Below are 14238 nucleotides of genomic sequence, written 5' to 3'. Positions count from 1 at the left end.
GCCCGCCGCCCTTGAGAGGGGAAACCCTATGCCAAGATCAAAAGCTGGACTGCACCACCCTGCCCCGCAGGTTCTACAGCGCTCGCGGGTTTCTGAAGGGCAGCCCTACCCACTTGGCGCCACGTGGGACGGTCTGGGGGTCAATTTCGCCCTTTTTTCTGCCCATGCTACGTGCGTGGAACTGTGCCTGTTCGATGACAAGGGCACGACTGAACTCGAGCGCATCGAGTTGCCTGAATACACCAACGAAATCTGGCATGGCTACTTGCCCGATGCCCATCCGGGCCTGATTTACGGCTACCGAGTACACGGTCCGTACGAGCCTGAAAACGGCCATCGCTTTAATCCCAATAAGTTGCTCATTGACCCCTATAGCAAGCAGCTGGTGGGCAGCTTAACCTGGTCGCCGGCCCTGTTTGGCTACACCCTTGGCTCCCACGATGCGGACCTGAGTTTCGACACCCGGGACAGCGCCCGTTTCATGCCCAAGGCCAAGGTCATCGACCCCGCCTTTACCTGGGGTGAGCAACCCCCGGTGCGTGTGCCCTGGGAAAACACCATCCTCTATGAAGCGCATCTGCGTGGCATCAGCATGCGCCACCCGGAGGTGCCTGCGGAGCTGCGCGGAACCTGCGCCGGCTTGAAGCACCCGGCACTGCTCAAGCACCTGCGCTCGCTGGGGGTGACCAGCATCGAACTGCTGCCCGTGCATGGCTATCTGGACGACCAGCATTTGCTCGAACAGTCGTTGAGCAATTACTGGGGATACAACAGCATCGCCTTTTTCGCTCCCCAGGCGTCATATCTGGCGAGCGGTAAAATCAATGAATTCAAAGAGATGGTTGCGCATCTTCACAACGCAGGTCTCGAGGTCATCCTCGATGTGGTCTACAACCACACCGCCGAGGGTAACGAACTGGGCCCCACGCTATCCATGCGCGGCATCGACAACGCCACCTATTACCGGCTGATGCCCGACGAGCGTCGCTTTTATATCAATGACTCTGGTACCGGCAATACGCTGGACCTGAGCCATCCCTGCGTATTGCAAATGGTCACCGACTCGCTGCGCTACTGGGCGACGGAAATGCGCGTGGACGGCTTCCGCTTCGATCTGGCAACCATCCTCGCCCGCCATAGCCACGGCTTCGACGAACGCCATGGTTTCCTCGTCGCCTGTCGCCAGGACCCTGTCCTGAGCAAGGTCAAACTGATTGCCGAACCCTGGGATTGCGGCCCCGGGGGGTATCAGGTCGGTGGTTTCGCGCCCGGCTGGATGGAGTGGAACGACCGTTTTCGTGACACCGTACGGGGGTATTGGCGCGGCGACGAGGGACAGTTGCCCGAATTGGCCAGCCGCCTGACCGGCTCGGGCGACAAGTTCAATCAGCGTGGGCGCAGGCCCTACGCGTCAGTCAACTTCATCACCGCTCACGACGGCTTCACCTTGCGTGATCTGGTTTCCTACGAGCAGAAGCACAACGAAGCCAACAACGAGGACAACCAGGACGGCAACGACAACAACATTTCCTCCAATTACGGCTGGGAAGGTCCGACTGACGACCCGGATATTCGTGCCCTGCGCCTGCGCCAGATGCGTAACCTGCTGTCGACACTGCTGCTTTCCCAAGGCACGCCGATGCTGCTGGCCGGCGACGAATTCAGCCGTACCCAGCACGGCAACAACAATGTCTACTGCCAGGACAACGAAGTGGGTTGGGTCGACTGGGACCTCGACGACGAAGGCCGCAGCCTGCTGGATTTCACCCGTCGGCTGATCAAGCTGCGCCGAGCCTACCCGATCCTCCATCGTGGCCGCTTCCTGGTGGGTGAATACAACGAGGAGCTGGGCGTCAAGGACGTCACCTGGCTGTCCCCGGACGGCAGTGAAATGAGCGAAGAGCAATGGCACGATGGCAATGCCCGCTGTCTCGGCATGCTTCTGGACGGCCGCGCTCAGCCCACGGGTATCCGCCGGCGTGGCGACGATGCCACCCTGCTGCTGATTCTCAACGCCCATGACGACGTGGTGAACTTCCATTTGCCGGGAGTCACCCAGGGCACTGCCTGGGAATGTCTGCTTGACACCTACCGGCCCACCCTGCGTCCCCGTGAGCTGCATGACTTTGGCAGTGAGTTCCTGGTGACCAACCGTTCATTGCTGCTGTTCGAGTTGCAACGGGACGAGGCGTAGCGGGCGTATCAATGGACGGACGGACCCTGGCGATCTGAACCCCCCTCCCTTCCCTCAGTCGGACGTTATATCGGCCACCGTACAGCTACCCCAGTGGAGGATCCCATGAAGATTCGCGACGTCATGACCCGCAATGCACAAACCATCTCGCCCGAGCAGAGCATCCGCGAAGCCGCCGACCTGATGGCGCGCATCGACAGCGGTGCCTTGCTGGTCAATGAAGGTGATCGCCTGGTGGGCATGGTCACCGATCGCGATATCACCATTCGTGCGGTGGCCCAGGGGCTGGGCAGTGACACGCCGGTGCGCAAGGTCATGACCGGTAATATTCGCTACTGCTTCGAAGACGAGGACGTGCAGCACGTGGCGCAGAACATGGCGGATATCCAGGTACGTCGTCTGCCGGTGCTCAACCGTGAGAAACGCCTGATCGGTGTGGTGTCCTTGGGCAACATCGCCAGCTCCAACGATGCCAAGACCAGCGACACCGTGCTGCAAGGCGTAACCGAGGCGCATTGATAGCCAAGGTGATCCGGCTACGGGCAGCCGTCGGTGGATGCGCGTGGGGGAGCGGCGGTCGCGCCGCGAAGGCAAAGGCATGGTCGAAGCCCGTGGTAACGCTTCGCTCCAAAAGCCTACCGCCCCTTAGCCGGTCAGACATTCAGCCAGAGGACAGGTGCCATGAAAGCTGTGGTTTTTCACGATGTAGGCGACATCCGACTCGACGACGTTCCTGAACCCACCCTGCAAGCACCCACTGATGCCATCGTGCGGCTAACGGCATCGGCCATCTGCGGCACGGACTTGCACTTCGTGCGGGGGACCGTGGCCGGTATGCAACCAGGCACCATCCTCGGGCATGAAGGCGTCGGCATTGTCGAGGCGCTGGGCGAGGACGTGCGCAACCTGCAGATTGGCGACCGGGTCGTCATCGCCTCGACCATTGCCTGTGGCAACTGCGTCTATTGCCGGGCCGGTTATTACGCGCAATGCGACGTGGCCAACCCCAACGGCCCGCAAGCCGGTACCGCATTCTTTGGCGGCCCGGCCTCAACCGGTCCTTTTCAGGGCCTGCAGGCTGAGAAGGCACGCATTCCTTTCGCGCACATCGGCCTGGTCAAATTGCCCAGCGAAATCAGCGACGACCAGGCGATTCTAATTTCGGACATCTTCCCCACTGGGTATTTCGGCGCCGAAATGGCTGAAATCACCCCCGGGGACAGCGTGGCCGTCTTCGGTTGCGGCCCGGTCGGCCAGTTCGCCATTGCGAGCGCCAAACTGTTGGGCGCTGCGCGCATCTTTGCCATCGACCGGCTGGATGACCGGCTGCGCATGGCCTGTCAGCAAGGCGCCGAAGTCATCAACTTTGAACATGAAGACCCGGTTCAAGCGCTGCATCGCCTGACCGATGGCATTGGCCCGGACCGCGTCATTGATGCGGTGGGCGTGGACGCCGAACACCCCCATAGCGCAACGCCGCAGCCGGACGACAACCGTTTCCATCAGGAAATGGCCGACATCACGCCTCATACCCACCCGGACGGCGCGAACTGGCACCCGGGCACGGCCCCCAGCCAGGTCCTGCAGTGGGCCGTAGAAGCGCTGGCCAAAGCCGGTACGCTGTCGATCATCGGCGTTTATTCAGAGCAGTCGCGCAGTTTTCCCATCGGGTTGGCGATGAACAAGAACCTGACCATCAACATGGGCAACTGTCATCACCGCAAATACATCCCACGCCTGATTGAGCTAGTGCAGAGCCGGCGTATCGATCCGGCGAAGATCATCACCCAGATCAAGCCGATGAGCGATGCCATTGCCGCCTTCGAGGCCTTCGACCGGCGCGACAGCGGCTGGGTGAAAGTGGAGCTGCATCCCCAGCGACAACAATCGCGTAGCGGTGATGAACAGATAACCCCCGGTGAGGCACAACTCGACGATGCCATCGAGGACTCTTTTCCTGCCAGCGACCCTCCTTCGATGACCTCGCCCAAGCGTTCGTGACCGCAAAAAAGACGAAAAGGCCTATGACTGAAGTTCGCATCGGCATTTCCGGCTGGCGCTACGCGCCCTGGCGGGGTGATTTCTACCCCAAGGGCCTCGCCCAGAAGAACGAGCTGCATTTTGCTTCGCGCGCCGTCAGGAGCATCGAAATCAATGGCTCCTTTTATGCGCTGCAGACGCCGCAGCGGTATGCAAGCTGGTACGCCGACACCCCCGACGGGTTCGTATTCAGCGTCAAGGCGCCGCGTTTCATCACACATGTAAGGCGCCTGCGAGAGGTAGAAACCCCAGTGGCAAATTTTTTTGCATCCGGGGTGCTTAGCCTGCGAGACAAGCTTGGGCCCATCCTCTGGCAGTTCCCGCCCAGCTTCAAATTCGACGCCGAGCAGTTCGAGCATTTTCTTAGCTTGTTGCCGCAATCCACCGATTCAGCTAGAGAAACTGCGCAGCACTGCAACGCTGAACTGCGCGAGCCCGGTTATCTGGACCACGATAAAAAGCGCCCACTGCGCCATGCCGTGGAGATCCGCAACAAAAGTTTCGTGGATCCGGCTTTCGTGGCATTGCTGCGCCGTTATCGTGTCGCCCTGGTGGTGGCTGACACAGCGGGCAAATGGCCCTATGCCGAAGACTTGACCGGTGACTTTGTCTACATGCGCCTGCACGGGGATGCCGAGCTGTATGCCAGCGGCTACAGCGAAGAGGCTCTGACACGCTGGCAAAAACGCATCGAAGCCTGGACCCAGGGACGCGAGCCGGCCGATGCCAAGCTGATCAGCGAGGAGCGGGACCAGACGCGTGCGTCTCGTGATCTCTATTGTTATTTTGATAATGACATCAAGGTGCGTGCACCCTACGACGCCCGGCGCTTGCTGGAAAAGCTCGGGCTGGCCGAGGGGCTGGAAACCGTACCGGGACAGGAGGCGCCTCATGACTCATCCTGATGCCCGACTCCGGCAAGCAGCGCTGCCCGCGGTGCAGCGACTGCACATTCTCACCGTAAATACGCACAAGGGCTTCACTCCGTTCAACCGCCGTTTCATTCTCCCCGAGCTGCGCGAGGCGGTGCGCACCTTGTCCACCGACCTGGTGTTTCTGCAGGAAGTCCATGGCACCCATGAACACCATGCCGCGCGGCTGAGCAATTGGCCGCCCACGCCGCAGTACGAGTTTCTTGCCGACAGCATGTGGCCGGAGTACGCCTACGGACGCAATGCCGTGTACCCCCACGGCGACCACGGCAATGCCCTGTTGTCGAAATTTCCGATACTGGCGTTCGATAACCACGATGTCTCCATCGGTCGCCATGAACAGCGTGGCTTGCTGCATTCCGAACTGGATGTGCCGGGCCCCAGGGAAGTGCATGCCATCTGCGTGCACCTCGGCCTGCGCGAAGGCCATCGGCGGCGGCAGCTCAAGCTGCTGTGTCGCTTGCTGGAGGGCTTGCCCAAGGATGCCGCAGTGATCGTTGCCGGTGACTTCAATGACTGGCGCCTGCGTGCTGATCAGCTACTGGCACGCTGTGGCCTGGAAGAAGTGTTCACCCGCGCTCAAGGCACGCCGGCGAAAAGCTTCCCAGCCAGACACCCTTTGCTGCGCCTGGACCGTATCTACCTGCGCAATGCCACCGGGCACGATCCGCAAGTGCTGAGCCACCGGCCTTGGTCCCACTTGTCGGACCATGCGCCGCTGGCTGTAGAGGTACGACTATGACTTTTGCCTGGCGCGGCGGTAATGACGTACAGCTGCTGATCAATGGCGAGGAGTTTTTCCCCAGCGTCTTCGAGAGCATTCGTGCGGCACGCCGGGAAGTCCTCTTGGAAACCTTTATCATTTTCGAGGACAAGGTCGGTATCAAGCTGCAAAAAGCGCTGATCGAGGCCGCCGAACGCGGTGTGACCGTAGAAGTGACCGTCGATGGCTATGGCACCGCGGACCTGAGCTCCGAGTATATTTTGGCTATGACCCGGGTCGGCATCCGAGTGCACATGTTCGATCCCCGTCCTCGGCTGTTAGGCATGCGCACTAACCTGTTCCGGCGCCTGCACCGGAAGATCGTGGTTATTGACGGCGAGCTGGCTTTTATCGGCGGGATCAATTTCTGCATCGACCACCTGGCTGAATTCGGGCCGATGGCCAAGCAGGATTACGCGGTTCGGGTGCGTGGCCCCATCGTTGCCGACATTCATTCGGCTAGTCGCGAGCTGCTCGAACACACCCCTGAGGGCTATCCGGGCGTCGTTCAACCGCGCGATGACCAACCGGCCGGCCGGGTCGCCATGCTGCTGGCGATACGCGATAACGAGGATCACAACACCGACATTGAGGAACAGTACCTGCGCGCCATCCGCAGGGCCCAGCAGCGTTTATTGGTGGCCAATGCCTATTTCTTTCCGGGTTATCGGCTGCTGCGCGAACTGCGCAATGCCGCCCAGCGCGGCGTGCAAGTCACGTTGATTCTGCAAGGCCAACCGGATATGCCCTGGGCGCGAATCTGTGGACGCTTGCTCTACAACTACCTGCTGCGCGACGGTGTGGTGATCCATGAGTATTGTGAAAAACCGCTGCACGGCAAGGTGGCCATAGCCGACCGGGAATGGTCGACGGTGGGCTCCAGTAACCTTGACCCGCTCAGCCTGTCGCTGAACCTGGAAGCCAATCTGTTCATCCGCGATGCGGGCTTCAACCAGCGTCTTTACGAGCATCTGCAACAACTGGCCATAAGCAGTTGCAAGCAGGTGACCTTGCAGCGGGTCATGCGCGGCTACTGGTGGCGCGCTCCGCTGGTTTTTCTTGGTTATCACTTCACCCGTCGTTTTCCGGCGATCGTCGGCTGGCTCCCGGCGCACCAGCCGCGCCTAAAATCCCTGCATCCGGAAACTCCTGTCGAGCATCCGTACAAGCAGGAAAAAACCTCATGACCACGGTCGGCACGTCAGACGCCACCCGCAAGCCCGTCGCGCGCAAATGGCGGCTGCTGAGTCGTTTCTTGTCGCTGGGCCTGCTGATCCTGGTGCCGTTGATGTTATTCCTGCTGGTCAGGAACCTCGACTGGCAAGAGGTCAAGCAGGCGCTCTATGCCTACAGCCCTGGCACTTTGCTGGCTGGGATCGGCATCAGCCTGGCCAGTTATGTGGTGTTCAGCAGTTTCGACCTGCTCAGCCGAACCTATACCGGCCACACCCTACCCGCGCGTCAGGTGCTGCCGCTGGCGTTTGTCTGCTACGCCTTCAACCTCAACCTGGGGTCCTGGGTGGGCGGAGTCGCGCTGCGCTATCGGCTCTATTCCCGACTGGGGCTGGATATCGCCACCATTACCCGAATCTTGAGCATGAGCCTGATCACCAACTGGCTGGGCTTTTTCGTGCTGGGTGGGGTTATTTTCTGTCTGGGTCTGCTTGAACTGCCGGAGAGCTGGAGCATCGGTGCGAAGGGTTTGCGCCTGTGCGGCGTCCTGCTGCTGCTCCTTTCTTTCGCCTATCTGTCGGCATGTGCGTTTGCTCCGAAGCGCACCTGGCATTGGCGCGGCCACCGCATCAGCCTGCCTTCGCTGCGCTTTGCCCTGCTCCAGGCTGGCCTGGGCGCCCTCAATTGGATGTTGATGGCTGGGGTGATTTATCTGCTATTGCCGGAACAGGCCTTTTATTTCTCGGTTCTGGGCATCCTGCTGATCAGCAGCATCGCCGGCGTCATCACCCATATTCCCGCCGGTCTCGGCGTTACCGAGGCCGTGTTCATGGCCATGCTTCAGCACCAGTTTTCCAAGGGCACGATCCTGGCGGCCATGATCGGCTACCGGGCGCTGTATTTCCTGGTGCCGCTGGGCATCGCCTGCGCGGCGTATCTGGTGCTGGAGAAACGCGCCAAGAAAATGCAAGCGCAGACGGCTGGACGTTAGCGAAGTGTGGGTCTCTCTAACACGCCTTATGCTCCTTTGTGTTTTACGTGCTTTTCCATAAAGCCCATGGCAAAGGCAGAGACCACGAAGGTCATGTGGATGATCACGTACCACATCAGCTTGTCGTTGGAGATCTTCTGGGCATCCATGAACATGCGCAGCAAATGAATGGACGATATCGCCACGATCGAAGCAGCAACCTTCAGTTTCAGTGAGCCCGAATCCATCTTGCCAAGCCATTCCAGCTTTTCCATGCCGGCCTTGATGTTCAGTTGCGAGACGAAATTCTCGAAGCCGGAAATCATCACCATCACCACCAGCCCGCCGACCAGGGCCATGTCGATCATCGACAGCACCACCAGGATCAGCTCCGCCTCGCTACGCTCGAACACATGGGGCAGCACATGGAATATTTCCTGGAAGAATTTCAGGGCCAAGGCCAGAAGCGCCAGCGAAAGGCCCAGGTAGATGGGCGCGAGCAGCCAGCGGGCGGTGTAGAGCAGATTCTCCAGAAAGGATTCGATCATTTTCACGGGCAATGAAACTCGGTAGAAAAGCGAAGGGCGCGAAGTATACCGAGCGTCATGGCCCGCAAAAAAGCGAATATTGGTGTATCGCTCTAGAGCGCTTGCGGCCGCAAAATCAGACTTCCTAGCGGCGGCAGGTCCAGACACAGCGACTGCGCCTCGCCGTGGCTGACTTCGTCCAATGTCGCGACTTCGCCCATGCAGCCCGCACCGGAGCCGGCATATTCCTCGGCATCGCTGTTCAAGGCCACCGACCAGGTGCCCGGTAGCGGTACACCGATGCGGTAGTTGGGGCGTGGTACCGGCGTGCAGTTATGCACCACCAGCAACGGTGCGCCATGGGCGCCGCTGCGCAGCCAGGCGTAAACGCTATTACTGCGGTCATCGCCAATCAACCATTGGAAACCTTCCTCTTGCCCATCCAGCTGGTGCAGGGCCGGCTCGTGGCGGTGCAGGTAATTCAGATCGCGGACCAGCCGCTGCACGCCTTGGTGATCGCCGTAACGCAGCAGGTACCAGTCCAGTTCATGGTCATGGTCCCATTCGCGCCACTGGCCGAACTCGCAGCCCATGAACAACAGCTTTTTGCCCGGATGGGTCCACATGATGCTGAGATACAGCCGCAGATTGGCGAATTGCTGCCAGCGATCGCCGGGCATCTTGTCCAGCAACGAGCGTTTACCGTGCACCACTTCATCATGGGAAATCGGCAGGATGAAGTGCTCGGAAAACGCGTAGATCAGCCCAAAGGTCAGGCGGTCGTGGTGATGATTGCGGTTCACCGGGTCTTCCTGGATATAGGCCAGGCTGTCGTGCATCCAGCCCATGTTCCACTTGTACGCAAAGCCCAGGCCGCCTTCCCCGGTTGGCCGGCTTACGCCCGGCCAGGCCGTCGACTCCTCAGCAATTACCAGCGCACCGGGTACTTCGCTGTTGATCACGTCATTGAGGTGGCAGAGAAAATCGATGGCCTCGAGATTTTCCCGGCCACCATGGCGGTTGGGAATCCACTCGCCCTGGTTGCGTGAATAGTCGCGGTAGAGCATCGAGGCCACCGCATCGACGCGCAGCCCGTCGACGTGATAGACGCGCAGCCAGTGCAACGCCGAGGCCAGCATGAAGCCATGCACTTCGGTGCGGCCCAGGTTGTAGATATAGGTATCCCAGTCCTGATGAAAGCCTTCGAACGGGTGCGCATACTCGTACAGCGCGGTGCCGTCGAAGCGCCCGAGACCGTGGGGGTCGGTGGGAAAATGTGCCGGGACCCAATCCAGGATCACGCCGAGCCCTGCCTGGTGGCAGGCGTCGATAAAGGCAGCAAAGTCGCGTGGGCTGCCATAACGTGCGGTGGGTGCGAACTGCCCCAGCGGCTGGTATCCCCAGGAGCCACCGAACGGGTGTTCCATGATCGGCAGCAGTTCGATGTGCGTGAAGCCCAGGTCCAGCGCATACGGAATCAACTGTTCTGCCAGCTCGGGCCACGTCAGTGAGCGACCATCGCGACCGCCCTCGCGCCGCCAGGATCCGACATGCACTTCGTAGATGGACAGCGGGCGCTGATGGCCTTGCACCGTGGCGCGGCGCTGCATCCAGTCATCATCATGCCAGTCGAAGTCGAGAGGTGCCGACACCACCGACCCGGTTGCAGGAGGCGGCTCGCTCGCCAGCGCCATGGGGTCGGCCTTCAACGGCAGCACGCCACCCTGACCGAGGATTTCGTACTTGTAAACTTCGCCGGCTCCCAGGCGCGGCACGAACAGCTCCCAGACCCCGGAAGGATGGCGCAGGCGCATGGGATGGCGGCGACCGTCCCAGGCATTGAAGTTTCCCACCACCGACACGCGCCGCGCATTCGGCGCCCAGACCGCGAAACGCACACCCTCGATGCCTTCATGCCGGGTCAGTTGGGCGCCGAATACCTGGCCCAGTTCGCGGTGGTTGCCCTCGCTGAACAGGTAGATATCCATCTCGCCAAGCAAGGGGCCGAAGGCATAGGAGTCTTCGGTTTCCTGTACTCCACCACTCCAGTGAATGCGGTATCGATAAGCACGAAAGGTGTCGAGGTGCTGGCAGAACAGCCCCGGTGTGGATTGCTGCATGTCCCCCAGACCTTCGCCGCTCTGCGCATCCAGCAGCTCGACGCGCAGCGCACCGGGCAGGTAGGCGCGAATCACCGTACCTTGCACGGTGGCATGGGGGCCCAGAAAGGCGAAGGGATTGCCGTGCTCGGCCCGTACCAGCGCATCAATGGCCGCACGTTCTCCCGCCGACCAGCCGTGTACGTCACTCATGGCTCTGAACTCCCAACGTCTGGCGCGCCAAGGCCGCTAACCCGTGCAAGGGCACCTCAAGCCAGTCGGGACGGAAACGGGCCTCGTAGCAGACTTCGTAGGCGGCCTTTTCCAGGGTGAATAACGCCAGCGCCGCGTCTTCGGCATCGTCTCCCCAGGCATGGGGCACCGGCGCGGCCGCGTGTAGGTAGGCGTCGAGAAAGGCGGTTTGGGCCTGCTGGCGGTACAGCTCGGCAATGGTGCGGCGAGCCTGCTCGGCCTCGGCGGAGCTGTCACTGCCGTGGGCGTTGCGTCTGGCCATGGCGGCGGCATAGTCGATGGAGCGCAGCACGCCGGCGACATCCTTATAGGGACTGTGTCGGGCGCGCCGCTCTTCCAGGCTGCGCACCGGTTCGCCTTCGAAGTCGATCAGATAGGCATCGCCCTTCACCACCAGCACCTGGCCGAGATGCAAATCGCCATGCACGCGAATGCGCAAACCACCACGCAGACTCCCGGCCAGCGTTTCAATCTGGCGCAGTAGCGCATCACGTTGCCCCACCAGCCAGTCAGCGGCCTTGCGCGCTGCGCCGGTCAGCGCATCACGTCGCTGCGCCACGGCGTCCAGGGCATCGTTCACCTGCGCGGCAATGCTTCTGTTCCACTCGGCGCAGTTCTGCTCGTTACTTTGCAACGCCCCAAAATCCGCGTTATCCGACGGTTGAGCGAGCATGTCGTGCATTTCGCCCAGGCGTCGCCCCAGCAAGGTGGCGAAGGACTGCAGCTCGCCCAGGGCGGTGTACTGGTTTTCCTGTTCGGACAATCCCCCTGTCAACTCATCGCGAATGGCGCGCTCCAGATTGTTCTGCGTCCATTGCCAGGCATCGCCCTGATTGCTCAGATAGCCCTGCAGAACCATCAACGTATGCGGCGTGCCCTGCTCATCGACTCGACGTACCTCACCCAGCAGCGGCGCGATATTGGTGAAGCCTCGCTCGGTCAGGAAACCACCCATCTCGGTTTCTGGATGAATGCCCGGCATGACCCGGCGTACCAGCTTGAGCATCATCCGTTCACCGATGAGCACCGACGTATTGGATTGCTCAGCCGCAACCAGTTCGATCTCTTCATCGGGCTGGTCCTGCACACCTGCAAACGCAGAGCTGGGTAAAAACTGAATTTCAAAACCGTTACCAATCAAGGGTTTGGGGTTTCTAAGCTGATGCAGTACCTGTCGAGTGAAATCAGGCAGTGTCAGTGCATCGGTCAGCAGCCCGGCGTGGCGTTTGCGACGCAAGCGCGCAAGGGCCAGTTGCTGTGGCAGCGTGTTGCCGGGTTGAAACTCCGGCACGAAGGCGAGCGGCAGTTGATAGTGCATCGGGCCTTCGTTACTGGTGACTTGCACTTCGCTCAGCACGCACAGATCTTCCGGTGCACCGAATGGAATGGCGTACAACAGCGATACGCCCTCTGCCTGTTTGCCGGCGAACCAGCGCCGCTTGGGCAGATACGCCGGCAGTGACTCCTTCTCTAGCAACGTGCGGGCCGGCGGCTGCAGAAGTTCGAGCAAATCACGCGAGATGACCAAGGTCGGCAGCTCGGGCATGCGTTCGACCGGTGGGGAATGCCAACTGGGCATATGCGCCTCCTCGGCAAGCAAGAACCAGTAAAAACCATAGGGGGGGAGCGTCAGCAGGTAATTCAGCTGGCCAATGGGCGGGAATGAGCTGCCGCCGAGCATTTCCACCGGCACCTTGCCGGCATAGGCGGACAAATCCAGCTCAGCGGCCTGGGCCGCCCGCGACACGTTGGCGACGCACAGGATGATTTCGTGCCGGCCGTCGACACCGGTGTATTCGCGCAGGTAGGCCAGAATGCGCCGGTTGGCCGGTGCGAGCATTTTTAAAGTGCCACGGCCGAACGCCTTTTGCTGTTTGCGAATCGCGAGCATGCGCCGCGTCCAGTTGAGCAGCGAATGGGGATCGCGCGTCTGTGCCTCGACGTTGATGGTCTGGTAGCCATACAGCGGGTCCATGATCGGCGGCAGCACCAGGCGCGCGGGGTCCGCCTGGGAGAAACCGCCATTGCGGTCGCTGGACCACTGCATGGGCGTGCGGACGCCGTCGCGGTCGCCCAGATAGATGTTGTCGCCCATCCCGATTTCATCGCCGTAGTACAGCGTCGGCGTACCGGGCATGGAAAACAGCAGGCTGTGCAGCAACTCAATGCGCCGGCGGTCGCGCTCCACCAGGGGCGCCAGGCGCCGGCGAATACCCAGATTGATCCGCGCGCGCCGGTCGGCGGCGTAGAAATTCCACAGGTAGTCGCGCTCATGGTCGGTGACCATTTCCAGGGTCAGCTCATCGTGATTGCGCAGGAAAATCGCCCACTGACAGTTGGCGGGAATATCCGGAGTCTGGCGGAGAATGTCGGTGATCGGGAAGCGGTCTTCCTGAGCAATCGCCATGTACATGCGCGGCATGAGGGGAAAGTGGAACGCCATATGACATTCGTCGCCGTCCCCCCCTTCCGTTCCACCAAAATACATCTGGGTATCTTCCGGCCACTGGTTGGCTTCGGCGAGCAGCATGCGGTCCGGATAATTGGCGTCGATCTCGGCGCGGATTTTTTTCAGAACGACATGGGTTTCCGGCAGGTTCTCGTTATTAGTGCCGTCGCGCTCGATCAGATACGGGATGGCATCCAGGCGCAGGCCGTCGACACCCAGGTCCAGCCAGTAACGCATGATGCTGATCACCGCACGCAGTACTGCCGGATTGTCGAAATTCAAATCCGGCTGGTGGGAATAAAAGCGGTGCCAGAAGTACTGACCTGCCACGGGGTCCCAGGTCCAGTTGGAGGTTTCCGTGTCCAGGAAGATGATGCGCGTGCCGGCGTATTTTTTGTTGCTGTCCGACCACACATAAAAGTCGCGGGCGCGAGAGCCTTTCTTGGCGTTGCGGGCACGCTGGAACCAGGGGTGCTGGTCCGAGGTGTGGTTGATGACCAGTTCGGCGATGACCCGCAGGCTGCGCTTATGTGCCTCGCTGATGAAACGGCGCACATCGGCCAGGTTGCCGTAATCGGGATGGACGCCCCGGTACTCGGCGATATCGTAACCATCATCGCGGCGCGGTGAGGGATAGAACGGCAGCAGCCAGATGGTGTTCACGCCAAGACTGGCAATGTAATCCAGCTTATTGATCAGGCCGGCAAAATCGCCAATTCCGTCCTGATTGGTGTCGGAATAGGACTTTACGTGCACCTGGTAGATGACGGCGTCCTTGTACCACAGCGGGTCGTTGAGAAAGGCGGCCGGCCTGGGTTTCCTCGCCATGCATATCTCCC

10 protein-coding genes are annotated in these 14238 nt (G+C 60.8%); 7 read left to right on the top strand and 3 right to left on the bottom strand.

Annotation, left to right across the window (positions count from 1 at the left end; translation table 11 throughout):
* The first annotated feature begins 28 nt into the window (after window positions 1-28).
* From glgX to ACTV8E_RS05515, 7 genes are all read left to right on the top strand, one after another.
* A complete protein-coding gene (gene glgX, locus ACTV8E_RS05545; RefSeq protein WP_443198792.1) occupies window positions 29-2194 on the top strand; it encodes a glycogen debranching protein GlgX in 2166 nt (721 codons plus the stop codon).
* A 105-nt stretch (window positions 2195-2299) separates the two neighbouring features.
* On the top strand, window positions 2300-2713 hold the full coding sequence (locus ACTV8E_RS05540) for a CBS domain-containing protein (protein ID WP_251835979.1): 414 nt from the start codon (window positions 2300-2302) through the stop codon (window positions 2711-2713).
* Between the two features lie 162 nt (window positions 2714-2875).
* Window positions 2876-4195, top strand: a complete 1320-nt coding sequence (locus ACTV8E_RS05535; protein WP_273535120.1) for a zinc-dependent alcohol dehydrogenase — start codon at window positions 2876-2878, stop codon at window positions 4193-4195.
* 23 nt (window positions 4196-4218) lie between these two features.
* Window positions 4219-5139 (top strand): DUF72 domain-containing protein, encoded by a 921-nt coding sequence (locus ACTV8E_RS05530; protein WP_443198791.1) that lies wholly within the window; start codon window positions 4219-4221, stop codon window positions 5137-5139.
* Window positions 5126-5908 carry an endonuclease/exonuclease/phosphatase family protein gene (locus tag ACTV8E_RS05525; protein ID WP_251835982.1) on the top strand — a complete coding sequence of 261 codons (783 nt, stop codon included), beginning with the start codon at window positions 5126-5128 and terminating at the stop codon, window positions 5906-5908. The genes ACTV8E_RS05530 and ACTV8E_RS05525 overlap by 14 nt, the downstream gene beginning before the upstream one ends.
* On the top strand, window positions 5905-7116 hold the full coding sequence (gene clsB, locus ACTV8E_RS05520) for a cardiolipin synthase ClsB (RefSeq protein ID WP_273535122.1): 1212 nt from the start codon (window positions 5905-5907) through the stop codon (window positions 7114-7116). The genes ACTV8E_RS05525 and clsB overlap by 4 nt, the downstream gene beginning before the upstream one ends.
* Window positions 7113-8093, top strand: coding sequence for a lysylphosphatidylglycerol synthase domain-containing protein (locus ACTV8E_RS05515; protein ID WP_443198790.1), 981 nt, complete (start codon window positions 7113-7115; stop codon window positions 8091-8093). Before clsB ends, ACTV8E_RS05515 begins: the two co-directional genes overlap by 4 nt.
* Before the next feature lie 26 nt (window positions 8094-8119).
* On the opposite strand, the gene ACTV8E_RS05510 is transcribed toward ACTV8E_RS05515, so the two are convergent.
* The 3 genes from ACTV8E_RS05510 to treS all read right to left on the bottom strand — a co-directional run bounded on the left by ACTV8E_RS05510 (window position 8120) and on the right by treS (window position 14227).
* A complete protein-coding gene (locus ACTV8E_RS05510) occupies window positions 8120-8617 on the bottom strand; it encodes a TIGR00645 family protein (protein ID WP_251836160.1) in 498 nt (165 codons plus the stop codon).
* Between the two features lie 95 nt (window positions 8618-8712).
* Window positions 8713-10911: a 1,4-alpha-glucan branching protein GlgB gene (gene glgB / locus ACTV8E_RS05505; RefSeq protein WP_443198789.1), complete on the bottom strand. Its 2199-nt coding sequence runs from the start codon at window positions 10909-10911 to the stop codon at window positions 8713-8715.
* On the bottom strand, window positions 10904-14227 hold the full coding sequence (gene treS, locus ACTV8E_RS05500; protein ID WP_443198788.1) for a maltose alpha-D-glucosyltransferase: 3324 nt from the start codon (window positions 14225-14227) through the stop codon (window positions 10904-10906). Before treS ends, glgB begins: the two co-directional genes overlap by 8 nt.
* Between the last annotated feature and the right edge of the window lie 11 nt (window positions 14228-14238).

Source organism: Pseudomonas sp. B392_1p (genome assembly GCF_052245235.1).
GTDB lineage: Bacteria > Pseudomonadota > Gammaproteobacteria > Pseudomonadales > Pseudomonadaceae > Serpens > Serpens gallinarum.
The sequence above is the reverse complement of the archived record's forward strand: the minus strand, read 5'-3'. Positions and strand labels throughout refer to the sequence as shown.

Coding starts and splice junctions, on each gene's coding strand:
- glgX (WP_443198792.1), top strand. CDS start 29: ATGCCAAGATCAAAAGCTGGACTGCACCACCCTGCCCCGCAGGTTCTA.
- ACTV8E_RS05540 (WP_251835979.1), top strand. CDS start 2,300: ATGAAGATTCGCGACGTCATGACCCGCAATGCACAAACCATCTCGCCC.
- ACTV8E_RS05535 (WP_273535120.1), top strand. CDS start 2,876: ATGAAAGCTGTGGTTTTTCACGATGTAGGCGACATCCGACTCGACGAC.
- ACTV8E_RS05530 (WP_443198791.1), top strand. CDS start 4,219: ATGACTGAAGTTCGCATCGGCATTTCCGGCTGGCGCTACGCGCCCTGG.
- ACTV8E_RS05525 (WP_251835982.1), top strand. CDS start 5,126: ATGACTCATCCTGATGCCCGACTCCGGCAAGCAGCGCTGCCCGCGGTG.
- clsB (WP_273535122.1), top strand. CDS start 5,905: ATGACTTTTGCCTGGCGCGGCGGTAATGACGTACAGCTGCTGATCAAT.
- ACTV8E_RS05515 (WP_443198790.1), top strand. CDS start 7,113: ATGACCACGGTCGGCACGTCAGACGCCACCCGCAAGCCCGTCGCGCGC.
- glgB (WP_443198789.1), bottom strand. CDS start 10,911: ATGAGTGACGTACACGGCTGGTCGGCGGGAGAACGTGCGGCCATTGAT.
- treS (WP_443198788.1), bottom strand. CDS start 14,227: ATGGCGAGGAAACCCAGGCCGGCCGCCTTTCTCAACGACCCGCTGTGG.